We start from the raw sequence: 24,793 nt of genomic DNA, 5'->3' as shown, positions 1-24,793 counted from the left end.
GCGTCCGACCTTGCGATCGGAAGGGGCGCGTTTAGTCGGGGTCTTCGGCGCTGTCCAGCCCCGTTTGCGCAATTGATCGGCCTGGAATGCGATAGCCTTCGCCGAGCCACTGCAACAGGTCGCGGTCGCGGTGGCGGCTGGAGCAGAACGGCTTGTACTCGGCCACCGCAGGCAGGTCGCAGATCGGGCATTTGACGGTGGGGGCGGTGGGTGTCATCGGGTACTCTCCAGTTCGTGGACGACGCCCGTACGGCGCGTGAGTTCCGCGAGCCAATCCGGGCGCGTCATCAGACGAGCATGGACGGCTGCGGGCAGGGTATGACGGCGCAAGGCGGTCGGCGGCGTGCGTTCGAGCGTACGGAGTGTCGCGCGGGTCGCTGCGCCGACCGGATCGGCGCGGAGGATCTCGGGGATCGACGCACGCGGACGCGAGCGGACGATCTGGAGGAACCCAAAGCCGTTCATCGCGGTCCGTTCGAACGGCTGCGGCAACGTTTCGTCGATCGCGGCGGCGACCGCGTTGCGCTGCGCCTTGCCGGCGATCGTCGGGAAATCGATCCCGATCGAGCCGCCGATACCGTGTCGGCGGATCGCGCGCGCCACGGCGTGCGCGGCGGCGATCGCGAGCGTGTCGAGTGGTGGCGCGCCGTCGACGTCGAACAGCGTCATCGCCGGCGTCGGCGAAAGGCGCAGTGCGCCAAGCGGGAACACGATCTCGCCGCTCACGGCCTCGTCGAGGAGTTCGGACCAGCCCGCCGCCTCCAGCGCGTCGGGTTCGTGCGCGCGCGGACTACGTACGGGCAGGCCGGTCGATATGAGGCGCCCGTACAGCGTCGGGGCAGGGCAGGGCGGCAGGTCACTCGGAACCGCCTTGGCGAGCTTTGCACGCCCCGCTTCGGGCAGCGCCTCGCGGACGATCTCGACGGTGAGGCTGGCGCCCTGCGTGATGCTGGGGGGAGGTGGTTGATCAGCGCCTCGCCGCCATCAAGCGCGACGCGGCCACGACGGCCCGGCAGCAGTTCGACGAGCCGCGCCCGTGCGACGAGGCCGACCTTTAGCGCGTTCCCGTCGTCGAGTTCGATTGCGGCCTCGACGATCTCGTCATTCTCCATCAGCGCGGCGCGTGCCTCGCCGAGACCAGCTTCGTAAAGCCACTCAGGCAAGCGCGACGCCAGCCGTCTTCAGCAGCGCGCGCGTCTCGAACAGCGGCAGGCCTACCACGCCCGAATGGCTCCCCGACAGGAAACGGACGAATGCCTCCGCGCGGCCCTGGATCGCATAGCCGCCGGCCTTGCCCAGCCCCTCGCCGCACGCGAGATAATCGTCGATCTCGGCAGGCGAGAGCGGCTTGAACGCGACGATCGTGTCGGCGATGCGCGTGCGGACCTTGCCGGTCGCATCGATCACGCAGACCGCGGACAGGCAATGGTGGCGTCGACCCGACAGCTTGCCGAGCAGATCGCGCTGGATTTCGAGCGTGTCGGCGGGCGGCAGGATACGGCTGCCAAGCGCGATCGTCGTATCGCCGGCGAGCACGATCTCACCCTCAGCACGCGCAACGGCGCTGGCTTTTTCGACCGCGAGACGCAACGCGTGGGCGCGCGGCGGCTCGGCCTTGCGCGGGTTCTCGTTGATGTCGGGGGATTCCACGCGCGACGGCACGACGCCGAGCCGCGCGAGCAGGTCGCGGCGGCGGGGCGAGGAAGAGGCCAGGACCAGCATTGGTGCCTCGATGCTTGGGCTACGCACCGTACGAACGGCGCGTGGCGCTTATTTGAAGCGGTAGGTGATGCGACCCTTGGTCAGATCGTACGGCGTGAGTTCGCACAGCACCTCGTCGCCGACCAGCACGCGGATGCGGTTCTTACGCATCTTGCCGGCGGTGTGACCGAGAATCTCGTGGTCGTTTTCGAGCTGAACCCGGAACATCGCGTTGGGGAGGAGTTCCACCACGCGGCCGCGCATCTCGAGCAGTTCTTCCTTGGCCAAATATAATCTCTGAATTGGGGGAATTTCGGGACGAGCGCCCTTACCGCAGGTTCGCGAAAAAGGAAAGCACGGCCGACGGCAGGCACAAGCGTCATGCCTGCACCCACTTGCGTATTCCGTATATCGGCCTTCGATGGCAATTGAACAAGAGCGACAGACTCGGGCGCTATCACAGCAGGCTGGGCTGTAGCGCGGTGGCCTCGCGCGCGGCACGCCGGAACGCAGCGCGGTCGACGTTGGGAATGCGCGGGCGCTTGCCTTGGAACAGGTCCGCCAGCGTCAGGATCTGGAGCTTCGGAAACGCCTCGTCGACGCCCGCGCGGTAGATGCCGACCGCGGCGGCGCGGCGCTCCATCTCGCGCGTAGGCTTGGCGTTCATGATTAGGATGCCGATCGGCGCCTTCTCGCGCGCGCGATCGTCGCGGCGAGCGTTTCGACCATCGCAGTGTCGGGATTGAGGCCGCCCTTCACCGACACGATCGCGCGGTGCGTCACCATCTTGCCCGACGCCGGGTCGTGATCGTTAAAGTAGATCAGCCCGTCGATCCCGCCATCCGCGCCCTTCTTCCTGCCGCCGTACGGCAGCGCGTCGACCATCGAGACGGCCCACCACTGGAACTGATATTTGTCACGCAGCGCGAGATCATAGGCGGAGGCGAGATCCTTCGGCGTGCCCTCGACGGTGAAGGTGACGCCGGGAAACGCGTCCTTCATCCGTTTTTCGATCAGTGAAATGGCAAGATGCGTGACGTCGATCCCGATCCATTGTCGCTTGAGCTTTTCCGCTGCGTGGACCGCGGTGCCGCAGCCGCAAAACGGATCGAGCACGACGTCGCCTTCGTTCGACGAGGCGGCGATGATCCGCTCCAGCAACGCGGACGGTTTCTGCGTCGGATACCCCAGACGCTCCTTCGACGACGCGTTGATGATCGGAATGTCCCACCAGTCGCCCAGCCTGACCCCGTCCGCGAGATAGATACGATAGGGTTCGGCGTCCTTGCGCTTCTGCCAGCGGAACCAGCGGCCATCGCCGTCCTGGCGATAGTGCGAGTCCTTCTTGCCTGAGGTCTCGCCATACGGAATGCGAATGTCGTTGAAACGCCGCTGGTCGGTCTTGCCGTAGAACAGCAGCGTGTCGTGAAGCCGCTGGAACCGGTTGCTGGCCGCGGTGTAGCGCCGGTAGCACCAGACGATCTCGTTCGCGATCTGGCGCTTGCCGAAGATCGCGTCGAGCAGCAGCTTCAGGTAGTGGCTCGCGGTCGGATCGCAGTGGAGATACAGGCTGCCGGTCGGCTTCAGCACGCGGTGCAACTCGAGCAGCCGGACCGCCATCATCGCCAGATAGGCCATCATGTCATTGTCGCCGAGGAACCCGCGCATCGCGTTAAGAAGGTCGAACGCCTTGGTGCTACCGCTCCGCGCGACCTGATCGAAGGCGTCCTCGGCGGTCTCGTTCCAGTGCCAGGTGTCCTCGAACGCCTCGATCTGCGCGTTGGAGGACTTGCCGTCGGGCTCCTTGAACAGGATGCCGTAATTGGCGTTCGAATTGAACGGCGGGTCCAGATAGATCAGGTCGACACTCTCGTCGGCGATCTCCTTGCGAAGGACGGCAAGGTTGCCGCCGTAGAAGAGGTGATTCTCGGGACGGTTGCGCATTCGGTGATGATGCGGAGACAAAACTGCGTTCGTCCAAACAAGATGCATCCACAGTCGGCGTATATGCTCCGTTATGGAGTTTTGGCGGGCAGTATCCGTGCGTTATACTGGATTATATTTCGTCAGGAATGCACCCATTGCTTTGAGGAAATCGAGCCGGTCCTCGGCGCGCGTGAAATGATGATCGCCGAGCGGTTGTTCGATATACTCGAACGGCTTGCCCGCGTCTTTGAGTGCCGCTGCCATCATCCGCGATTGCTTCACGGGTACGCGCTTGTCCTCCTTGCCGTGCAGCATCAGGATCGGAATCGAGAAGGTCTGTGCACCGAACCGCGGCGAGACGCTGCGATAATCGGGCGCCTGCTTCTTCAGCCAATCGCCGCGCGTCTTTCCGGACAGGAACTTGCGGTCATAGCGCTGCATCGACTGCAGATCGGACACGCCGGCATAGGAGATCGCGCACCGATAGGGTGCCGCGTCGCCGGTGCCGTTCCGCTGTGCCGCGCGCATCGCCGCATAGCCGCCATAGGACGCCCCCGCCATGCAGACGCGCTTCGGATCGACGATGCCCTTCTTTGCAAGATCGACGATCGCATCGTCGAGATCGTCCTGCATCTTCAGGCCCCATTGCCCCTCGCCGAGCTTGGCGAAACTGGTGCCATACCCCGATGACCCGCGGTAATTGGGCTGGACGACGGCATAGCCGGTTTCCGCCAGATACTGAGTCCACCAGTCCCAATCTTCCGAATCGCGTGCGAACGGACCGCCGTGCGGCAACACGATCAGCGGCAGGTTCTTGGGACTGTGTCCGCGGGGCAAGGTCAACAGTGCCTCGATCTCGACGCCGTCGCGTGCCTTGTACCGGATCGTCGACATTGGCGACAATGTCCGCGCCTTGAGGTCGCTGTTCTGCCACGAATAGCGCTGCATCGATCCGTTCGCGGGATCGTAGAAATACAGAGCCCCCGCCTGCGATGGCGAGCCGACCTGCACCAGGAACTTCGACCGGGTGCGATCCCACGAGACGATGCGCGCGCGTCGCTCGCCGACCGCCTTGTCGACCGCGTCCTGGATTTCCTTCAGCTTGGGGTTCAGCCAGACAATATGACCGAAGCGATCGGTGACGGTGATGCCGTCGATGTCGTCGCCGGTCGCGTTCTCGACCACGCCATCGACGTCGTAGCTATCCGTGCCGTACAGCTTCTTGCCCAGCTTCAGGTCGGGCAGCGACACTTCGAACACCTCGTCCCGACCGCCGGAATCATCCGTCGCGATGGCCGTGCCGTCGGCGCGAAACGTCACCGGGATGACGATGTCCTGCTTGCCGCGGGCCGATGCGATCACCTTGAACGAATCGCGATTGGCGCTGCGATACAGAAGCTAGCCTTTGCGGGTGTCGTCCTCGTACCGATACCCCATCCGTACGACGCCCGCGCCATCCGCATACCAGTCGAAGACGTTCGTCTGGCTGCCCGCGACGGTCTTGGTCTTGCCGGTCGACAGATCTACCTCGGAGACTGAGGGATACCATTGGCTTTCGCTTTCGATCCCGGTCTGGCGCGACAGCAGGACACGCGGCGTACCGTCGCGCGCCGCCCAGAGGATTTCGTCCGCGCGGACACCCGAATTCTTCCAGTCGATCCGGTTGATCTTGGTCATGTCGGCTTTGACGCCCAGCGTGCGCGTGACGTATATCTCCTCGCCGTACAGCATGTCCTGCGATCCGATGCCGACCGCGAGCCAGTCGTCACCGACCCAGCGCCACCAATTGATGTCGACCGTCGCTCCGACCTTGATCGCGGCAAGCTTGCCACCGGGAAACAGTGGCGCGACGACCAGCACCTGGACGCCGTCGATCGCCATCTTCGCGGCGATACGCCTGCCGTCGGGCGAGAGCTTCGGATTGGCGATGCCGGGCAGTTTGGCAAAGGTTTCGACCGGCACCCGGTCCGAGAGCGTGGCGTTCGCCTTCGGCGCGGAGGCGGGCGGTGGCGCAGTCTGCGCCACCGCGATCGCCGGTATCATTGCACCGGCCAGCAGGCCCATACGCCACGTCATTATCAGTCCCCCCGGCCATTCCCCAACGACCGTTTGCGCAGAGTATCGCGTTCGGTAGCCGGCACAAGAGGAGGCTGCAGCAGATCAGTGCAACGCCGAGGTCGACGGGACTGAGCGAGAATTGCGCACGCGGCGCACTGCCTTGTTATCGCGCGGGAATGGATGGCAAACATTGAAGCACTGGGCAGTGAATGGATCGCAGAGCGGCCAGCGTAACTGGCCAATCGGCGATCCTGTTCAGCTTACCCCACTCCGCCGCCGGCCAGAGCCGCGAGCAGCAGCAGTGCCACGATGTTGGTGATCTTGATCATTGGGTTCACCGCGGGGCCGGCAGTATCCTTGTAGGGGTCGCCGACGGTGTCACCGGTGATCGCGGCCTTGTGCGCTTCGGACCCCTTGCCGCCGTGGTGGCCGTCCTCGATGTACTTCTTGGCGTTGTCCCACGCGCCGCCGCCGCTCGTCATCGAGATCGCGACGAACAGCCCGGATACGATCACGCCGAGCAACATCGCGCCGAGCGACGCGAAGCCGGCGGCCTGGCCCGCGACTGCGGTGATGATGAAGTACACCGCGAGCGGCGACAGCACCGGTAGTAGCGAGGGCACGATCATCTCGCGGATCGCCGCCTTGGTGACGAGGTCGACCGTCCGTGCGTAGTCGGGGCGGCTGGTGCCGAGCATGATGCCGGGGTTGTTGCGGAACTGCTCGCGGACCTCCTCGACGACCGCGCCAGCTGCGCGACCCACTGCAGTCATGCCGAACGCGCCGAACAGATAGGGAAGCAGCGCACCGAGCAGCAGACCGACGATGACGTACGGGTTGCTGAGGCTGAAATCGACCGTGACGTCGGGGAAGTACGTTGCGAGATCGGTGGTGTATGCGCCGAACAGCACGAGCGCGGCGAGCCCCGCCGAGCCGATCGCATAGCCCTTCGTCACCGCCTTTGTAGTGTTGCCGACCGCATCGAGTGCGTCGGTCCGTTGGCGAACGTCATCAGGCAACCCGGCCATCTCGGCGATCCCGCCGGCATTGTCCGTGACGGGGCCATACGCATCGAGCGCGACCACCATGCCGGCCTGGGCGAGCATCGCGGTGGCTGCAAACGCAATGCCGATGATTCCGGCGAGCTGGTACGCGACGATCACCGCGACGACGATGACGAGCGTCGGCAATGCGGTGGATTCGAGGCTGATCGCGAGGCCCTGGATGACATTGGTACCGTGGCCGGTCTCGGACGCCTTGGCGATCGACTGGACCGGGCGGTGGTTGGTGCCGGTGTAATATTCGGTGATCCATACGATCAGCCCGGTGACGACGAGGCCGATCATCATCGACCAGAACAGGTCCATGCCGGTGAAGCTCTGCGTCAGCGAAGGTGCCGCCTGCGTGGTCAGATCGTCGGTCGCAGGATCGAGGAAGCCCGCGCCGCCGATCACGCGGTGGAGATCGCCCAACACATATTGCGTGGCGAGATAGATAGCCGGGATCGACAGCATCGTCGAAGTGAAGAAGCCCTTGTAGAGCGCGCCCATGATGCTGCCGCCGCCGAGCCGGACCGTGTAGGTGCCGATGATCGAGGTGACGATGCACACCCCGCCGACGAGCAGCGGGAGAGTCATCAGCCGCATCAGCTCGGCGCCGCTCGCCTGGATCAGTAGCGCGATCGAGATCATCGTGACGCCCAGCGTGACGACGTAGGTCTCGAACAGATCGGCCGCCATGCCGGCGCAGTCGCCGACGTTGTCGCCGACGTTGTCCGCGATGACGGCGGGATTGCGGGGGTCGTCCTCGGGAATGCCCGCCTCGACCTTGCCGACCAGATCCGCGCCGACGTCCGCCGCCTTGGTGAAGATGCCCCCGCCCAGCCGCGCGAAGATCGAGATCAGCGATGCGCCGAACGCGAGCGCGGTCAGCGCCTCGACGATGATCCGGTCGTTGGGCGCGTGGCCTGCAGGACCGGTGAGGTACCAGAAGAACGCACTGATCGCGAGCAGGCCAAGACCCGCCACGAGCATGCCGGTGACCGCACCCGATCGGAACGCCAGCGTCAGGCCAGCCTGCAGCGAGGTCCGCGCGGCCTCTGCGGTGCGGACGTTGGCGCGAACCGAGATGTTCATTCCGACATAGCCCGCGACGCCCGACAGCACCGCGCCGATGACGAAGCCGATCGTCGAGATATAGCCGAGCGTGAACAACAGGATCGCCGCGACGATGACGCCGACGATCGCGATCGTCGTGTATTGGCGGCCGAGATACGCCTTGGCACCCTCCTGGATGGCGGCGGCGATGTCCTGCATCTTCGCGTTGCCGGGGGAGGCCGCGAGCACCTGTCGACTGGTGACGAAACCATATAGGACGGCGATGACGCCGCAGATCATGGCCAAATAGACGGTCGTCATACGGCGCTATCCCTCTTGTCAGGTCCTCTCCGGTCCCGACTTTGCCGAGTCCCGATGTAAGGGAACCTACCAGTGCGGGGGCATTGCGCAAGTTATCCTCGGGAGATGTGCTCGTAGCCTAGACTTGGCGGGAGCGGGACGGGTTTGCCGCAGTCGTGAAGGGTAAGCCCCGAACCGGCTGAGAACGCGCCGATCCGCATGGCGTCGGTAACGAAATCTTGCGGTGCAGCAAAAAGGAGTTGGTAGTCGTCGCCCGCGGTGGCTGCGGCGAGCCGGTCGCCGGAAAAGGCGTGATAAGCGTTGGAGAGGGGAATGCGCGCGAGGTCGATGCTGACGGCGAGGTTGCTAGCTGAGGCCATGCGGGACGCGTCGATGAGCAGTCCGTCGGAGACGTCCATCATCGCGTGGACGTGCGGTGCAAGGATGCGGCCGTCGGCGAGCCGTGGCTGCGGGCGCCGGTACGCGGCGAGAAGTTCGGCGGGGCCTTGCTTTCCGAGGGCGATGGCTAGCCCTGCGCCCGCGTCGCCGATCGTGCCCGTTACGTAGAGCGCGTCGCCGTCGCGCGCGCCATTGCGAGCAGGGGCGGCGGCATCGCTGCCGAACGCGGTAACGGTCAGGACGCGGGGGGCGTTCGGGGGAGCGTCACGGTATCGCCGCCGATAATGCGCGTGTCGAAGGCCGTCAGGACTTCCGAGAGCCCTTCGAGAAACGCGTGGTCCCACGCATCGTCGCCAAGCGGGTAGTTGAGAAGGATGCCTTCGGGATTGGCGCCCTTGGCGGCGAGGTCGGAGAGGTTGGTAGCGACCAGCTTCCACGCGACGTCCTGCGCGGGGTCGGTCGGGAGAAAGTGCACGCCTTCGACGAGCGTGTCAGTGGTAACGACGAGCGGGCCCGCGTCGATCAACGCGGTATCGTCGTCGAGACCACGCGCCGCCGGATGGAGCGGAAGCCGACGCAGTGCAGCAATGAACTCGGCTTCAGTCACGATCTGCTCCCTCTCCCCTCCGGGGGAGAGGGGCTGGGGTGAGGGGCTGTTCCAGGCGCCGCACTGCTTGGCTGCCTCTCACCCCGACCCTCTCCCCAAAGGGGAGAGGGAGATTACGCCCGCACTTCCTTGGCGATGCCATCAAGTAACCCATTGACGAAGCCGGACTCCCGCTTGTCGTAGAACGCGTGCGCCACATCGACATATTCGCTGATCACCGCCGCCACCGGCACGTCCTTGCGCGCCAGCAACTCATACGTGCCGACGCGGATGATCGCCTTCATCGGCTTGTCGAGCCGCGCGAGCGTCCAGCCCTTGGCGAGCTTGCCCTCAATCAGCACGTCGATCTCGCCGGCCCGCGCGTTGGCGCCGGTCACGAGGTCATCGAAGAAGTCGACATCGGCCTCGGCATATTCGACGTCTTCGATCGTCGCGCCAAGCCGGTGCTGGTGGAATTCGTTGAGCAGGACGGGCATCGCGGTGCCCTCCATCTCGTGCTGGTAAGTCGCCTGGACGGCGGCGAGGCGAGCGGCGGCACGCGCCTTGGTGCGGGGGGCGGTTCGAGTCATAAGCGGTTGCCTGTAGGCGCGGGGGGGCTGTGTGTCAGCCCTTTGCGTTTCGCGCGCGTTGGTGAGGAAGAATGGTTCGCGCAGAGGCGCAGAGAGCGCGGAGGTGTATCGCTCGCCGCGGAGCGGCCCTCCCATAACCGTTCAATGAGGAGATCGTAGCGGCTACGCCGCGCGCAACACCTCCGCGCTCTCTGCGCCTCTGCGCCTCTGCGCGAACAATCTAACTGTTAAGCCGCAACCGCAAAGCCACTGATTTTGCGTGCGCGGGGAGCCCTTCGGCATTGGCCAGCGCGACCGTGGCTGGCCCGAGTTCGCGCAGCGCAGCTTCGTCCAACGCCAGGAAGCTGGTGCGCTTCATGAAGTCGAGCACGGACAGCCCCGACGCAAACCGCGCACGGCGGCCGGTGGGGAGGACGTGGTTCGGGCCGGCGACGTAATCGCCGATCGCCTCGGGGGTGTAGCGGCCGAGGAAGACCGAACCTGCATGGCGGATGCGGTCGAAGAAGCCTTGCGGGTCGGGGATCGCCAGCTGGAGATGCTCGGCGGCGAGGCGGTCGACCAGCGGGATCGCGTCCGCCAGCGTCTCCACGACAACGATCGCGCCGTTGGTCTCCCAAGCAACGCGCGCGACCGCCTCCGTAGCCAGCTCGCGTAACTGGCGGTCGACGGCATCCGCGACCTTGTCTGCGAAGGCGGCGTCGTCGGTGAACAGGATCGACTGCGTGGTCGTGTCATGCTCAGCCTGGCTGAGCAGGTCGGCGGCGGTCCATTCGGGGTCGTTGAGCGCGTCGGCGACGACGACGATTTCCGAGGGACCCGCGACCATGTCGATGCCGACAACGCCATAGACCTGGCGCTTGGCCTCGGCGACCCAGGCGTTGCCGGGGCCGGTGATCACGTCGACCGGCTCGATCCGGCCCGCGCCGTACGCGAGCGCGGCGACAGCCTGCGCGCCACCGACTCGCCAGACTTCATCGACGCCCGCGAGATGTGCGGCGGCGAGGACCAGCGGGTTGATCTGGCCATCCGGTGTCGGCGTGACCATCGCGAGACGGCCGACGCCCGCAACCTTGGCGGGGATCGCGTTCATCAGCAACGACGAGGGGTAGGCGGCGCGTCCACCGGGGACATAGATGCCGGCGGCGTCGACGGGGAGCCATCGCGCGCCAAGCCTTACGCCAACGGAGTCGACCGAGTCGCTGTCGAGCGGGCGCTGTTTCTCGTGATACGCGCGGATACGAGTAGCGGCGAGTTCGAGCGCGGTGCGCAGGTCCGGGTCGAGTGCATCGAACGCGGCCTTGCAGTCGGCGTCGTCGATCTGCCAGCCGGTGGTCTCGATGTCGTGGCGGTCGTGCTTCTGCGTAAGGTCGCGGAGCGCGGTTTCACCATCGCGGCGGACCGCCGCGATGATCGCGGCGACGTCCTGCGTCACGCCCGCGTCGGATTCGCGACGGTCCTCGACGAGCGCGGTGAAGCGAGTCGCGAAGTCCGCGTCGAACGTGGAGAGGCGGATCACATCCCCCCTCCCGCTTGCGGGAGGGGGTTAGGGGGGGGAATGACATAGCCTCGCACGCTACGATCGGGGCGGGCGTGCCCTCCCCGACCCCTCCCGCAGGCGGGAGGGGAGCAGAAGGTAAGCGCTCATGCTTCGATTTCCTGCGCTGCGACCGCGCGGCGGAATGCCTCGACCAGCGGCACGACCCGTGCGCGCGTCTTCATCGCAGCGCGGTTTACGACCAACCGGCTCGTGACCTCCATGATCGCCTCGACCTCGACCAGGCCGTTTTCCAGCAGCGTGCGGCCTGACGATACGAGGTCGACGATGCGCGGCGCCAAGCCGAGCGTCGGCGCCAGTTCCATCGCGCCGTTGAGCTTCACGCACTCCGCCTGGACGCCGCGAGCGGCAAAATGCGCGGCCGTCACGTGCGGGTATTTGGTCGCGACGCGGACGTGGCTCCAGCCGCGCGGATCGTCCTGCGCGGCCATCTCGGCAGGTTCGGCGACCGACAGCCGGCAATGGCCGATACCGAGATCGACCGGTGCGTAGAGTTCCGAATAGCCGAACTCCGCGATCACATCCGACCCGACGATGCCCAACTGCGCCGCTCCGTGCGCGACGAAAGTGGCGACGTCGAACGCCCGCACCCGGATCAGCGAGATCGCGGGATCGTTGGTCGCAAACCGCAGCGCGCGCGAATTCTCGTCGGAGAACGACGCTTCGGGATGCACCCCGGCGCGCGCGAGTAGCGGCAGGGCCTCGGCGAGGATGCGTCCCTTGGGGACGGCGATGATGATCTGGGACTCTGGCACGCGCCGGGCTTTACGGGGGGCTTGGCGGGTGCAACAACCTGCGCATGGCAAATAAACCGGCTAACCGTGCGGCGTTCGAGATCCAGGCGGGCTATTGCACCGCGATGGACGCGCCCATCACGGCTCGCGTCTGCACCGCGCTGGCGGAGGCGCTCGATCGTGACAGTGACACGGGCCGGCGGGTGCTCGACTGGCCGGGCGAACCGGTCGCGGATGCGCTAGCGTTGCGGCTGGTCGGCGGGCTGCATGCGCTCCACCGCGCGGGCCTCGATCCGACGCTTTCTGCCGTATTCTCCGGCGCAGAGACCGACCCATCGCGTGTGTCGGCGACGTTGAAGGGAACGCTCGTCGCGCGCGATGCCGCATTGCTGCCGTGGCTCGACGGACCGCCGCAGACCAACGAGGCGGCGCGGTCGGCAGGCATGATGACCGGCATATTGCATCTGGCCGAACGGTACGGGCCGCGGTTCGAGGTGCTGGAGATCGGATCGAGCGCGGGACTGAACCTGCTGATCGATCGCTATCGGTTCGACCTTGGCGGCGTCACCGTCGGGCCGGATACATCGCCAGTGACGATCCGGCCCGACGTCGCCGACCCGGTCGCGGCGGCGCGACTTGCGGCGTATGTGTGGATCGATGCGGTCGAGCGGCAGGCGCGGCTGGCGGCGGCGATCGCCATGGTGCGCGCGGGCGGCGTCGACCTGGTCGAAGGCGATGCGGCGGACTGGGTCGAAGCGCAATTGGCCGAGCCGCAACCCGAGGGCGTCACGCGCGTGCTGATGCATTCGGTGGTGTGGCAGTATCTGTCGGCGACCTCCCGCGAGCGGATCCGGGTGGCGATGGACGCTGCAGGCGCGCGGGCGACGGTCGAGAGGCCGCTCGGCTGGGTGATGATGGAGCCGAATCGCGATCTGCACCGACATGAGGTCCGCGTGCGCGGCTGGCCGGGCGATCGGGCGATGGAACTGGTCGCGCTGACGCATGCGCATGGCGCGTGGGTCGAGGGATTGTCGCCGCCGTACGAGACGCGCGATTATGTCATGCGGCGTGGAGCGTACGAGAAGGACTGAGGCGCCAGATACGAGTGCGGCCCGGGATCGCTCCCGGGCCGCTCGAACGTGGTACAAAGTCTTAGTAGAAGAAGCCGTTGTTGACCTGCACGACGCGGCCGGAGCGGGTGTCGACCAGGACGACGTCACGACCATAGCGGACCCAGCGCTGATAGCCGTAAGCGGGGGGGCGACAGGCGATAGGTCTGGTAGTCGTTCACCCAATAGTTGCGGCCGTAATATTCGGGCGCGAACCGGTAGCCGACACTGACCGGGCGATAACGATAACCGCGCGGGCCAGCATAGGCTGGGCGGCGGTAGAGGTTGCCGTGCGTGCGGCGATAGTCGCGCCAATCCTCGCGCGCCTCGCGGCGGTCTTCACGCAGCTCCTGGCGAGCTTCGCGGACGTCGCCGCGGTCGCCGTAACGGCGGGCGCGATCGAGGTCGCGACGGCTCTCGCGGATTTCGCGCTGGTCGCGGCGGACTTCGCCATAGCTTTGCGCGGTCGCGAAGGTGGGGACGAGGGTGGCGGCGGCTACGGCCGCAAGGATCATCTTACGCATGATTGCTCTCCTGTTTCGAGGCCGGGTCAACGGCATGGACAGGCTTTTGCTCCCGCCGCGCTGAACGATCGCCAAATGTGATGGTCAGGATTCAGACAGGTGGCGAAGGTTCGGGATTATATGCGGACATGCGCCAGGGGATACGCACCCCCCCGCGAAGGCCGGGGTCCAATTGGAGAGGTTGCAGTAACGTACGCCGTCCCGAGTTACGACCGTCCCCCCACCTGGGCCCGGCCTTCGCCGGGGGAGGCAGAGGGTGCTTACGTCGCTGACTGACGGTCGGCTCAGACAGCCCAACGACGCATCGCGGCGATCACCGCGTCGGGCTTTTGCCACGGCACGAAATGCCCCGCGTCGATCTTCTCGATCGTGAGGTCGGGCACATACTTGGCGAGGTCGAGCTGGCTCGGCAGCAAAGCGCTGTCCTGCATCCCCCAGATCACCAGCACCGGCATCCTGGTCTGCGGAAACGGTGCGTCTAGGAAGGCGGGACGGGGCGGGGTCTCGTCCATTTCGGGCACGACGATGACACTCGCGCGGTACCAGTTGAGCATGCCGGTGATCGCGCCGGGCTGGCCCCATTCGTCGAGATAGGCGGCCTTGTCCTCGGCCATCGCGGCAAGGTCGGCGTGCTTCGAGAAACTGGTATCGAAGAAGGTTTCGAGCCCGATCGCCTCGATGTGCTTCTCGAGATCGGGGTTGCGGAACGCGCGGATGTACTGGCTAGCGGCGCGCTGTTCGAGGTCGTCGAACATGGTCCGCTGGAAGACGAGCGGGTGGGGGGGCGTTTATGATGACGAGCTTCGCGATGCGCTCTGGGTGACGCAACGCCGCCATCCACGCGACCGCGCCGCCCCAGTCGTGGCCGACCAGCGTGAAGCGGTCGATCTCGAGGTGATCGGCGAGCGCGATCAGGTCTGCGACGATCTTGTCGGGGGTGTAGCTGTCGACGCCCTCCGGCTTGGACGAGCGTGCGAAGCCGCGCTGGTCGGGGGCGATCACGTAATGGTCGCGGGCGAGGTCTGGGGCGATGTCGCGCCAAGTGCGGTGCGATTCGGGGAAGCCGTGGAGCAGGATGACGGGCGGGTTCGCCGGGTCGCCGCTGATCGCCACGTTGAGTTCTACGCCGGTGGATAATGGGATGCGTTGTAGTGTCATCGTTCCCCTCCCGCTGGCGGGAGGGGTTAAGGGAGGGCCTACCCGTCGCGCTGCCTGCTGGTCATGCCCTCCCCCGACCCCTCCCGCAAGCGGGAGGGGAGATTACGCCTTCTGCTCCCCTCCCGCATGCGGGAGGGGCCGGGGGTGGGCTCGCGGCCTGTCAGAAACGGGCATGGGCGGTGATAGCGCGTGCCCCCCCCTACCCCCCCCGCTTGCGGGAGGGGGGGAGTCAGGGATAGCTGACCGTCTTCGGCACCGCCGGGATCTCGATCCATTCCTTCTCGTCGCCGGGGACTTTCGGGAAGTTGCCCGCATTCCAGTCGCGTTTCGCCTGCTCGATACGATCTCGGTTCGAGCTGACGAAGTTCCACCAGACATGGCGGGGTGTCGTGAACGCGTCGCCACCACACAGCATCGCGCGGCCGCCATGCGCGGACCTCAGCGTTGCGGAGATACCGGGGCGGAGGACATACAGCACTTGCGGCTCCAGCTTCACGCCTTCCAGCGTCGCCTCGCCCATCGCAAGATAGATCGCGCGCTCCTCCGCCGCGGCATCGATCGGCACGCTGGCGCCCGGATCGAGCGCGATGTCGGCGTAGATCGTTCCCGAATACGTCGTGGTCGGCGCGGTCTGGCCCCACAGGCTCCCCATGATGATCCGCGAGCGCGCGCCATGCGCCTCGATCGTCGGCAGCTGCGCCTTGGTGACGTGTTCGAAGGCCGGGTCGATCTCCTCGACCGCTTCGGGCATCGCCAGCCACGTCTGGATTCCCGACAGGTTCGGCCCTTCGGCACGCTCGTCGCCGGGCGAGCGCTCTGAATGGACGATGCCGTGGCCCGCCGTCATCAGGTTCACCGCGCCCGGCTCGATCCGCGCCTGCGTGCCGAGCGAATCGCGGTGGTCTATCGCGCCGTCGAACAGGTAGGTGACGGTCGACAGGTTGATATGCGGATGCGGGCGGACGTCGATGCCTTGGCCCACGTCGAGATGCGCCGGGCCCATCTGGTCGAAGAACAGGAACGGCCCGACCATCGTCCGTTCCTTGTTCGGCAGCGTGCGGTGGACCTTGAAGCCGCCGAGATCGTGCGTCGACGGCAGGATGGTCTGGAGGACGAAATCATCGAGCATGGCGTTATCCCTTGGCAGGTTCCGTGGCGTCGAGGAGTTCGACCAGGTCTGCTGGATAGAGCGTTTCGTGGAAGCCCGCGATGTCGTTTCGGGAAAACCAGCGGTGACCGACGAGCAGTTGCTTCTCCTGTTCGGTGAGATTGCCCGCCTTCACGTCGCAGGTGTCGACGTCGATCCGGAAATAGCGCTCGTCCGCGGTGACCTCTGTGCCTTCGAAGGTGCGGAAATCGACGACGCGGCGTGCGACTTCGGGACCGCAGTCGATGTCGAGGCCGACTTCCTCCCAGAGTTCGCGGCGGGCGGCGGCGGCGTAGCTCTCGCCGGGATCGACCGCGCCGCCCGGCGTGCACCAAAGCGGCGGGCGGTCCGTGGGGGTGAAGCGGAACATCAGCACGCGGTCTTGCGCGTCGACGAGCAGAATGCGCGCGGCCGGGCGCGGGATGCGCTTCAATCCTCCCCGCCAGGGGGAGGTGGCGCCGTAAGCGACGGAGGGGGGGAGGACACGGAACGCCGGTCATCGCTTACCGCCCCCTCCGTCTCGCTGCGCGATCCACCTCCCCCTGGCGGGGGAGGATCGAATGAGCCTCATTCGGCATCCAACTCGGGATAGGCGCGGAAGATGCCGTCGGTGTTGAAGGCGAGGCGGCGGTCGCTTTTCAGGTACGCCTTGATGCCCGGCAACTCGGCGACCTGATCATGAATCCGGACCAAATTCGGATAGTCGGACTCGAGCGTCTTCATCCGCTTCGGGAACATGTACCGCAGCCCCTCGATCACCTGGAACAGAGACGTGTCGGCATAGGTCCATTTGTGATCGATCAGCCAGTCGCCCGGATTGGCCTGCGCGGCATCCTCAAAATGCCCGAGATACTTCGGCATCCGCGCCTCGCGGAACTGCTTGGCGGCGCGTGCGGCCTCAGACTTCTGATCGTCGTAATAGTCCATCATCGCGACCGGATGATGGACGTTGTGGACCTCCGCGACGAGGTCGGCGATCGTCAGCTGGAGCTGGTTGAGCCACAGCCGATCCGCCATGTTCGACGGCGCGAGGCCATGACGCTCGCCGAGATACATCAGGATGTTGGCGACCTGCGCGATCACCAGACCGTCGAGTTCCAGATACGGTGGTGCGAACGGCGTCCGTCCGGTGCGGTCGTTCAGATCGGCGAGCAAACCCTCTTCGCCTACGCCACGCGCGCAATCCTCATACGCGATCTCCGCCCCTTCGAGCGCGAGCCGGACGAACTCGCCGCGACCTTGGAGGGAGGGCCAGTACCAGAGCTTGTACGCCATCAAATCTCCCCCAGGCGCGCGGGCCTTGATGGCGAGCGCGTGAATCTTCGTGCTCAACAGTTCGGCGAGCGCCTGGTTCACGAGCCGCTGGCGCGCGACACGATTAAGGCCTTCGAACTGCGGGGTTTCCACCTCGACGCGAAAATGCGTCTCGCCGGTGCCGTCGTCGCCCATATGGCCGGCGTGAAGCCCGCTCTCGTTGACGACGGTCAGCTGCGTCGGGGCGAGTGTCGCGGTAAGGCGGGCGGTGATCTGGTCCTGTACGGAGCCGGTGGCGAGGTCTGTCATGCTCCCTATATAGCCCGTTTTGGAAGCGCGGGGAGCCGGTGGCGGACGACGGATACACAAACGATGGGCGAAAAGAGCGGAAAGAACGCCCCAGCCCACGGTTTCACGGCCGCGTGGAAGGGACGGGGCGCGTCTGCATGTGGCGCGACTGCGAGGAGCCCGGCGAATTTCGTGCGCCGCCGCTCGAAGGACCGAGCGACGGCGGACCGCCGCAGTTCCGCTGGTTCTGTCTCGACCACGTCCGCGCGTTCAACTCGGGCTATAATTTCTTCGACGGTATGACCGCGGACGAAATCCACTACGCGCAACGGCCGATGGCGGGCTGGGAACGCGAGACGCGCGCGTTTGCGCATGGCGGCGGCGACACCCCGCCGAAATGGGCGGACTTCGCCGATCCGATCGACGCGATCGGTGCAAGGTTCGGCGAGCGGATGGCGGCGGCGCGCAAGGACGGCCGCGTGCTGTCCGACGGCGAACGGCGCTCGTTGCGCGTCCTCGGGCTAGGCACGGACACCGACCGGACGGCACTCCGCAAACGCTACAGCGAACTCGTTCGCCGCTATCACCCCGACCGCAACGGCGGCGACCGGGCGCATGAAGCGGAATTGCAGAAGGTGATCGCTGCCTACCAGCACCTGAAGGGCGCGACCGCGTTTGCCTGAAGGATCGGGAATGTGATCCATACTTACTCTGATCGATATTTCACGGCGCGCTATCCGGAACCGCACGGCTGGCGAGCGGTTCGTCTAACTCTTCCGGTCAATCGCCCGACCAATCGTACAGCGGCGGTTGAGTAACTGCCCGCGCTTGGCCTAGAGCTACCGGGAACACGAGGCCAACATGACCGATATCCCGAATACCCAGCCCGACAGCCGCGAGACCACGATCCTCGACGCACCCGACCGCATGGTGAAGGTGCGCGAGATGTTCGGGATCGATTCCGACATGGAAGTGCCGGCCTTCTCCGAAGCCGACGAGCGCGTCCCCGATCTCGATCCGGCGTACGTCTTCGATGCCGACACCACGCTCGCCGTGCTGGCGGGGTTCGCGCATAACCGTCGCGTGATGGTCCAGGGCTATCACGGCACCGGCAAGTCGACGCATATCGAGCAGGTCGCGGCACGCCTGAAATGGCCGTGCATCCGAATCAACCTCGACGCGCACATCAGCCGCATCGACCTGATCGGCCGCGACGCGATCGTCCTCAAGGACGGCCAGCAGATCACCGAGTTCCGCGAAGGCCTGTTGCCCTGGGCGTTGCAGACCCCGACCGCGCTCGTGTTCGACGAATATGACGCCGGCCGCCCGGACGTGATGTTCGTGATCCAGCGCGTGCTGGAGACCGAGGGCAAGCTGACTCTGCTCGATCAGAACCGCGTTATCCGCCCGAACCCGTGGTTCCGCCTGTTCGCGACCGCCAACACGGTCGGCCTCGGCGACACGAGCGGGCTGTATCATGGCACGCAGCAGATCAACCAGGGCCAGATGGACCGCTGGAACATCGTCGTCACGCTCAACTATCTGCCCGCCAAGGTCGAGGCGCAGATCGTGCTCGCTAAGTCCGGCGAATACGACAAGCCCGAGGGAAAGAAGACTGTCGAGAACATGGTCCGCGTTGCCGACATGACGCGCAAGGGCTTCGTCAACGGCGACATCTCGACCGTGATGAGCCCGCGCACCGTGATCACCTGGGCACAGAACGCTCTGATCTTCGGCGACGTAGGCTTCGCGTTCCGGTTGAGCTTCCTCAACAAGTGCGATGAGGCGGAGCGGCCGCTGGTCGCCGAATATTACCAGCGCGTGTTCGGCAAGGATCTTCCCGAGAGCGTGGTGGGCAAGGCCTAAACCTTTGGCCAACGAAACCCCCTCTCGATCGCTTCAAGGCGGTTCTTGCCGGCACGGCGCGTGCGATCTCGGAGGAGCCGGAGGTTGAACTCGCCTTCACCGCGGACGCACCGACGCAGTCGGGCAAGCACATTAAGGTGCCGATGCCCGCGCGTGCCCTGCCGCTCGAGCAGGTCGCCGAGGCGCGTGGGTTCGCGGACGGCTTCGCGCTGCGATTGAAGCATCACGACATCGCGCTGCACAACCGTGCGGCGCCGGTCGAGGCGGTTGCGCGCGCCGTGTTTGATTCGGTCGAAACCGCACGAGTCGAGGCACTCGGCTCGCGTGGTTATGCCGGCATCACCGAGAACCTAGAAAGCGCGCTCGACGTGCGGCTGCGGGCGGATCCCATTACGCGCGCGCGCAATCGCGACGAAGTGCCGCTGTCGACCGCGCTCGGCCTGATGGTGCGCGAGCGGCTGACCGGGCTGGAATCCCCCGCGATCGCCGCGCCCGGCCTCGCGCTGGTCCGCGAGTGGATCGAGAGCAAGACCGACCTCGATGCGCTGGCCTATGCGCTCGACGACCAGAAGGCATTCCAGGGCCTTGCGCGGAAAATGCTGCAGGAGTTGGAACTCGTCGAAGGCGATCAGGTCCCCGAGGAGAGCGACGAAGGCGGCTCCGAGGACGAGGGCACCGACGAGCAGCAGCAGGACGAGGGCGACGAAGGCGACGACCAAGGCGAGGACGGCCAGGGCGAAGTCGAGGCGCGCGGCGAACAGTCCGAGCAGCAGAATGAGGAAAGCGACGGCCAGGAGCAGAGCGACGAGTCGATGGACGACATCGACGGCGAGCCCGGTGACGATGGCGAGGAAGGCATGCAGCCGGTCCGCCCGAACCGCCCCTTTGCCGATATGGGCGGCGCGTTCGACTACAAGCCTTGGACGACGCAGTTCGATGAGGTGATCGCCGCCACCGAGCTATGCGACGCCGACGAACTGGCGCGGCTGCGCGGCTATCTCGACCAGCAACTCGTGCACTTGCAATCAACCGTGTCGAAGCTTGCCAATCGGCTCCAGCGGCGGCTGATGGCGCAGCAGTCGCGGTCGTGGGATTTCGACCAGGAGGGAGGGGTATCCTCGACGCGGCGCGGCTGGCGCGCGTGATCGTCAACCCGACTCTGTCGCTGAGCTACAAGGCCGAGCGCGAGACCGATTTCCGGGACACGGTTGTGACGTTGCTGATCGACAATTCCGGATCGATGCGCGGCCGCCCGATCTCGATCGCGGCGATCAGCGCGGACATCCTCGCACGCACGCTGGAGCGCTGCGGCGTGAAGACCGAGATCCTCGGCTTTACCACGCGCGCGTGGAAGGGGCGGGCAGTCGCGCGAAACCTGGCTCGCCGCTGGGCGTCCGCCGCAGCCGGGGCGGCTCAACGACATCCGCCACATCGTCTACAAGCGCGCGGACGAGCCGTGGCGCCGCGCGCGCAACTCGCTCGGCCTGATGATGCGCGAGGGGTTGCTGAAGGAGAATATCGACGGCGAAGCGCTGATGTGGGCGCATGCACGCCTCGTCGCGCGGCCCGAGGAACGTCGCATCCTGATGGTGATCAGCGATGGCGCGCCGGTCGACGATTCGACGCTCAGCGTGAACTCCGGTTCGTATCTGGAGCGCCATTTGCGCCAAGTGATCGGCTGGATCGAAAGCAAGTCGCCGGTCGAACTCGTCGCGATCGGCATCGGCCACGACGTCACCCGCTATTACGCGCGCGCCGTCACGATCATGGACGTCGAGCAGCTTGGTGGCACGATCATCGAGCAGTTGGCCTCGCTGTTCGATACCGAATGATCCGTCGGTGACCGCGGGCGGCGGCATTACGGTGCCCGCGGGCGGGTTCCACGGACCCGTCAAGCGCTCGATGACGATTGCAGGCCACCAGACGTCCATCAGCCTCGAACCCATCTTCTGGCAAGCGCTGGAGGCCGCTGCGGCGCGCCTTGCGTTGCCCTTGTCTGCGCTGGTCGCAGAGATCGACGCGATACGTATCTTGGCCGAAAATCCCCCCCAATCTCGCTAGCGCCTTGAGATCATGGCTGTTCTCAAACGCCCCATGAGAATTAGTCGCAATAGCGTTGACAGTGAGAACGACTCTCAATAGCGAACCCGCAACAATAAGGGGTTTCGCATGTCTGGTCCTTCGTCGCGTTCGTCCGCCGCGCCTGCATTTCTGGCGCTCTCGTGCGTAGGGTTCATTGCCAGCGCACCAGCCTACGCCGCCGATCGCCCAGCTGAATCGGCAAAGGTCCACGCGGCCGACGACCAGGAAAAACAGCTCAACCGCGACGAAATCGTCGTCAACGGCAAGACCGTTCCCGCGACCACGCTGGAGAGCCCGAAGGCGACGCGCAGCCTGCTCGACACGACGCAGACGGTTACGATCATCGGCGACCAGACGATCCGCAAGCAGAACCTGCTCACCTTGCGCGACGTGTTGCAGACGATTCCAGGCATCACCTTCGGTGCAGGCGAAGGCGGCGGCGGATACGGCGACAGCATCAACCTGCGTGGCTATTCCGCCAACAACGACATCACGATCGACGGCGTCCGCGACAGCGCGCAGTATAGCCGCAGCGAGACGTTCAACCTACAACAGGTCGAGGTCTACAACGGCGCGAACAGCGTGTTCGGCGGCGGCGGATCGGTCGGCGGCACGATCAACCTCATCACCAAGCGCCCGCAGGCGGAGACGCTGACGGTCGTGTCCGGCGGCGTCGGCACCGACGATTACTACCGCACCACGCTCGATTCGAACGTCCGGGTCAGCGACCTCGTCGCGGTCCGCCTCAATGCGGTCGCGCACAAGAACGACATTCCCGGCCGCGATGTCGAAAACAATAAGCGCTGGGCGGTCGCACCGTCGCTGATCGTCGGCGTCGAGGGCCCGACCAGCCTGACGCTGCAATATCTGCATCAGGAGGACGAGAACGTCCCCGTCTATGGCGTGCCGTACTTCCGCAATGCGGTGAACAACGGGCCGCTGCCGGGTGCCGACAACTCCGCCTATTACGGCATCCGCAATCTCGACAAGCAGGACATCACCGTCGACCAGGCGACCGCGACGGTCAGCCACAGCTTCTCCGACAAGGTCTCGATCCGCAACCTGAGCCGCTGGCAGCGCGTCCAGCAGGATTCGCTGACCAGTGCACCGCAGGCCCCGAACCCGAACGGGTTCTGCCTTTCGACCGGGTTCCAGCCGATCGCCACGTCCAACGTGTCCACGACACCGCTAGCCTGCACGCCCGCGCAGCAGCTGGGATCCTACATCCCAAGCGGTCCGCGCGGGTTCGTGCGGAACCAGGAAAACCAGATCCCTCTACAACCAGACCGATTTCCGGGCGGTGTTTGATACCGCTGGGCTTGAGCATACGCTGGTACTCGGCGCGTCGCTCTCGCAAGAAGATTACACGATCGTCACGGGCAACACGCTGCGTACCGCGGACGGTACGACGGTCGCCCAGCAGCCGATCAATCTCGCCAATCCGAACACCGACTATACTGGGGCGTTCAACTTCATCGAATCGGGCCGGTCGCAGGGTACGACCAGCAACGCCGCCGTGTACGCATTCGACACGATCAAGATCATTCCGCAGATCGAGGCGAATTTTGGCCTGCGCTACGAACACGCTAAGGGGACCTTCCGTGCGGATACTTTTTCGACGGCGGTAACGATCCCCGCGACGCTTGGCACCTATACCCGCGGCCTGAACCAGACGAGCGACGAAACGCTGTTCTCGTACCGCGGCGGCATCAATTTCAAGCCGATCGAGACGGTCAGCCTGTATGCGTCCTACGGCAATTCCACCACGCCAACCTCGGCGACGGTGCGGCTCGGTTGCGGGACGCTGATCGGGACGCCAGCTATCGGCGGCGCGGGGGCGGGTACGGTCGATCCGTGCGACGTGCAGCCTGAAAAGGCGGTCAACTACGAGATCGGCGCGAAGGCCGACCTGTTCGGGCGCAAGCTGCAGCTGACTGCCGCACTGTTCCGCAACGAACGCACCAACTACCGCGTCGCCACCAACGACCCGATCGTGACGACGCTTGGCGTCACCGATGGCCGGTCGCGCGTCGACGGCATTGCGCTGGGTGCCAGCGGCAGCGTGTCGAAGGCCTGGTCGATCTTTGCCAACTACACCTATCTCGATGGCAAGGTGTTGCAGAGCGTGTCGAACTTCTGTCTCGACAATCCGGGTACGCGAAGCACGACGGTCACCACTCCGACGACGATCACGACGACGATCACCAATCCGTGCGGCAACTCCGCAGCGGTGCTCGATCCGCAGAAGGACCAGCAGCTCACCAACACGCCGAAGCATTCGGGCAGCCTGTTCACGACCTACACGCTGCCGTTCGGCCTCCAGCTCGGTTACGGCCTGACCTATCAGGGGGCGTTCGCGCTCAACAACAGCGCGCTGGCCACCCCCACTCGCGCCGACGACCGTGGTGACTCCCGTCTTCCACTCGGCGGACTACCTGACGCATCGCGCGTTCCTGTCGTACACCGTCGGCAACGGCCTGACCGCGCAGCTCAACGTGCAGAACTTCACCAACGAGAAATATTACACCGGCATCCGCAACAATGGCTGGGCGACGCCGGGCGAGGCGCGCTCGGTGCGGCTGACCCTGTTCTACAGCCTGTGAGGCTGGGCGGCGATGCGGGCAGATTGCCGGTATCGCCGCCGCATTCTAGGGTGAAGCCATGTTGATCGCGATCCCCGACGTCCTCGATGCTGCCGGCGTCGCCCGTGTCCGCGCGCTGATTGACCACGCCGAGTGGATCGACGGCAACGCCACGTCGGGGCCGCAAAGCGCGCTCGCCAAGCGCAACGAGCAACTGCCCGAGGACTCTGCCGCCGCGCGCGAGGCTGGTGGGATCGTGCTCGACGCGCTCGGGCGATCGGCCTTGTTCGTGGCGGCGGCGCTCCCGCTGAAAGTGTTCCCGCCGCTGTTCAACCGCTATGCCGGCGGACAGGATTTCGGGCTGCACGTCGACAACGCGATCCGGATGAAGCGCGGCACCGACTTCCGCATCCGCAGCGACCTGTCCGCAACGCTCTTCCTCGACGACCCCGCGACCTACGACGGCGGCGAACTGGTGATCGAGGACCAGTTCGGCCCACAGTCGGTCAAGCTACCCGCCGGGCATATGGTCCCTCTACCCGGCATCGAGCCTGCACCGGGTGACGCCGGTCACGCGCGGGGTACGCACCGCGTCGTTCTTCTGGCTCCAGTCGATGGTTCGCGACGACGGCGCGCGGCGGATCCTGTTCGATCTCGACCAGGGCGTGCAGGCGGTCGCCGCCGCACAAGGGCAGGGCGATCCGGCGACGGTGCGGCTGACCGGCGTGTACCACAACCTCCTTCGCCGCTGGGCGGACGCCTGACTTCTGCTCCCCTCCCTGAAAGGGGGGCAGGGGGTGGGTCGGTTTCCGCATAGCGAGTGCCGCGACCAAATTAG

The 24,793-nt window shown here is 65.7% G+C and carries 19 protein-coding genes and 8 pseudogenes; 8 read left to right on the top strand and 19 right to left on the bottom strand.

The features are described from left to right. Positions 1-31: 31 nt before the first annotated feature. From NHF48_RS13320 to hisG, 13 genes and pseudogenes are all read right to left on the bottom strand, one after another. On the bottom strand, positions 32-217 hold the full coding sequence (locus tag NHF48_RS13320) for a DNA gyrase inhibitor YacG (protein ID WP_253071387.1): 186 nt from the start codon (positions 215-217) through the stop codon (positions 32-34). Further along, a pseudogene (locus NHF48_RS26000) lies at positions 214-1,163 on the bottom strand (ribonuclease). The gene NHF48_RS13320 and the pseudogene NHF48_RS26000 overlap by 4 nt, the downstream one beginning before the upstream one ends. After that, on the bottom strand, positions 1,156-1,722 hold the full coding sequence (locus tag NHF48_RS13310; RefSeq protein ID WP_253071386.1) for a Maf family protein: 567 nt from the start codon (positions 1,720-1,722) through the stop codon (positions 1,156-1,158). Before NHF48_RS13310 ends, NHF48_RS26000 begins: the two are co-directional and overlap by 8 nt. Before the next feature lie 48 nt (positions 1,723-1,770). Next, positions 1,771-1,989 (bottom strand): translation initiation factor IF-1, encoded by a 219-nt coding sequence (infA, locus tag NHF48_RS13305; RefSeq protein ID WP_031441079.1) that lies wholly within the window; start codon positions 1,987-1,989, stop codon positions 1,771-1,773. 169 nt (positions 1,990-2,158) lie between these two features. Next, the gene (locus NHF48_RS13300) at positions 2,159-2,368 is read right to left on the bottom strand and encodes a hypothetical protein (protein ID WP_253071385.1); all 210 of its coding nucleotides are present in this window, start codon (positions 2,366-2,368) and stop codon (positions 2,159-2,161) included. 2 nt (positions 2,369-2,370) lie between these two features. After that, on the bottom strand, positions 2,371-3,645 hold the full coding sequence (locus tag NHF48_RS13295) for a DNA methyltransferase (RefSeq protein ID WP_253071384.1): 1,275 nt from the start codon (positions 3,643-3,645) through the stop codon (positions 2,371-2,373). Between the two features lie 102 nt (positions 3,646-3,747). Continuing rightward, entirely contained in the window at positions 3,748-4,989 is a 1,242-nt protein-coding gene (locus tag NHF48_RS25135; protein ID WP_253071383.1) for an alpha/beta hydrolase family protein, read from the bottom strand. 36 nt (positions 4,990-5,025) lie between these two features. Continuing rightward, entirely contained in the window at positions 5,026-5,703 is a 678-nt protein-coding gene (locus NHF48_RS13285) for a hypothetical protein (protein WP_253071382.1), read from the bottom strand. 242 nt (positions 5,704-5,945) lie between these two features. Next, the gene (locus NHF48_RS13280) at positions 5,946-8,102 is read right to left on the bottom strand and encodes a sodium-translocating pyrophosphatase (protein ID WP_253071381.1); all 2,157 of its coding nucleotides are present in this window, start codon (positions 8,100-8,102) and stop codon (positions 5,946-5,948) included. 92 nt (positions 8,103-8,194) lie between these two features. Continuing rightward, positions 8,195-9,087, bottom strand: a pseudogene (gene thiL / locus NHF48_RS13275) (thiamine-phosphate kinase). 113 nt (positions 9,088-9,200) lie between these two features. Then, positions 9,201-9,656, bottom strand: coding sequence for a transcription antitermination factor NusB (gene nusB / locus NHF48_RS13270; protein WP_056488135.1), 456 nt, complete (start codon positions 9,654-9,656; stop codon positions 9,201-9,203). Positions 9,657-9,876: 220 nt separating this feature from the next. Continuing rightward, positions 9,877-11,172: a histidinol dehydrogenase gene (hisD, locus tag NHF48_RS13265; protein WP_253071380.1), complete on the bottom strand. Its 1,296-nt coding sequence runs from the start codon at positions 11,170-11,172 to the stop codon at positions 9,877-9,879. Positions 11,173-11,297: 125 nt separating this feature from the next. Beyond that, positions 11,298-11,966, bottom strand: coding sequence for an ATP phosphoribosyltransferase (gene hisG, locus NHF48_RS13260; RefSeq protein ID WP_253071379.1), 669 nt, complete (start codon positions 11,964-11,966; stop codon positions 11,298-11,300). A 44-nt stretch (positions 11,967-12,010) separates the two neighbouring features. Between hisG and NHF48_RS13255 the strand changes: the two genes are divergently transcribed. Further along, positions 12,011-13,036 (top strand): DUF2332 domain-containing protein, encoded by a 1,026-nt coding sequence (locus NHF48_RS13255; RefSeq protein WP_253071378.1) that lies wholly within the window; start codon positions 12,011-12,013, stop codon positions 13,034-13,036. A gap of 61 nt (positions 13,037-13,097) precedes the next feature. Here the strand turns inward: NHF48_RS13255 and NHF48_RS13250 are convergent. The 6 genes and pseudogenes from NHF48_RS13250 to NHF48_RS13225 form a co-directional block, all read right to left on the bottom strand. Then, positions 13,098-13,578, bottom strand: a pseudogene (locus NHF48_RS13250) (RcnB family protein). A 284-nt stretch (positions 13,579-13,862) separates the two neighbouring features. After that, positions 13,863-14,736: pseudogene (locus tag NHF48_RS13245) on the bottom strand (alpha/beta fold hydrolase). 229 nt (positions 14,737-14,965) lie between these two features. Continuing rightward, positions 14,966-15,865 carry a pirin family protein gene (locus NHF48_RS13240; protein ID WP_253071377.1) on the bottom strand — a complete coding sequence of 300 codons (900 nt, stop codon included), beginning with the start codon at positions 15,863-15,865 and terminating at the stop codon, positions 14,966-14,968. Positions 15,866-15,869: 4 nt separating this feature from the next. Continuing rightward, positions 15,870-16,316 carry an NUDIX hydrolase gene (locus NHF48_RS13235; RefSeq protein WP_263816867.1) on the bottom strand — a complete coding sequence of 149 codons (447 nt, stop codon included), beginning with the start codon at positions 16,314-16,316 and terminating at the stop codon, positions 15,870-15,872. Between the two features lie 134 nt (positions 16,317-16,450). Continuing rightward, positions 16,451-17,158 carry a glutathione S-transferase gene (locus tag NHF48_RS13230; RefSeq protein ID WP_253072426.1) on the bottom strand — a complete coding sequence of 236 codons (708 nt, stop codon included), beginning with the start codon at positions 17,156-17,158 and terminating at the stop codon, positions 16,451-16,453. A gap of 9 nt (positions 17,159-17,167) precedes the next feature. After that, positions 17,168-17,446, bottom strand: a pseudogene (locus tag NHF48_RS13225) (BolA family protein); the annotation flags it as partial. 137 nt (positions 17,447-17,583) lie between these two features. On the opposite strand from NHF48_RS13225, the gene NHF48_RS13220 reads away from it, so the two are divergent. From NHF48_RS13220 to NHF48_RS13195, 7 genes and pseudogenes are all read left to right on the top strand, one after another. Next, a complete protein-coding gene (locus NHF48_RS13220; RefSeq protein WP_253071376.1) occupies positions 17,584-18,108 on the top strand; it encodes a J domain-containing protein in 525 nt (174 codons plus the stop codon). Positions 18,109-18,286: 178 nt separating this feature from the next. Further along, entirely contained in the window at positions 18,287-19,291 is a 1,005-nt protein-coding gene (gene cobS / locus NHF48_RS13215; RefSeq protein ID WP_056052421.1) for a cobaltochelatase subunit CobS, read from the top strand. Between the two features lie 65 nt (positions 19,292-19,356). Then, positions 19,357-21,123: pseudogene (gene cobT / locus NHF48_RS13210) on the top strand (cobaltochelatase subunit CobT). 70 nt (positions 21,124-21,193) lie between these two features. Next, a pseudogene (locus tag NHF48_RS13205) lies at positions 21,194-21,389 on the top strand (ribbon-helix-helix domain-containing protein). 71 nt (positions 21,390-21,460) lie between these two features. After that, entirely contained in the window at positions 21,461-22,681 is a 1,221-nt protein-coding gene (locus NHF48_RS25130; RefSeq protein ID WP_342454648.1) for a TonB-dependent receptor, read from the top strand. Then, positions 22,674-24,041 (top strand): TonB-dependent receptor, encoded by a 1,368-nt coding sequence (locus NHF48_RS25125; protein ID WP_342454647.1) that lies wholly within the window; start codon positions 22,674-22,676, stop codon positions 24,039-24,041. Before NHF48_RS25130 ends, NHF48_RS25125 begins: the two co-directional genes overlap by 8 nt. Next, positions 24,035-24,719: pseudogene (locus tag NHF48_RS13195) on the top strand (Fe2+-dependent dioxygenase). Before NHF48_RS25125 ends, NHF48_RS13195 begins: the two are co-directional and overlap by 7 nt. Positions 24,720-24,793: the final 74 nt, after the last annotated feature.

Source organism: Sphingomonas sp. H160509, from assembly GCF_024124765.2.
Taxonomy (GTDB): Bacteria; Pseudomonadota; Alphaproteobacteria; order Sphingomonadales; family Sphingomonadaceae; genus Sphingomonas.
The sequence above is the reverse complement of the archived record's forward strand: the minus strand, read 5'-3'. Positions and strand labels throughout refer to the sequence as shown.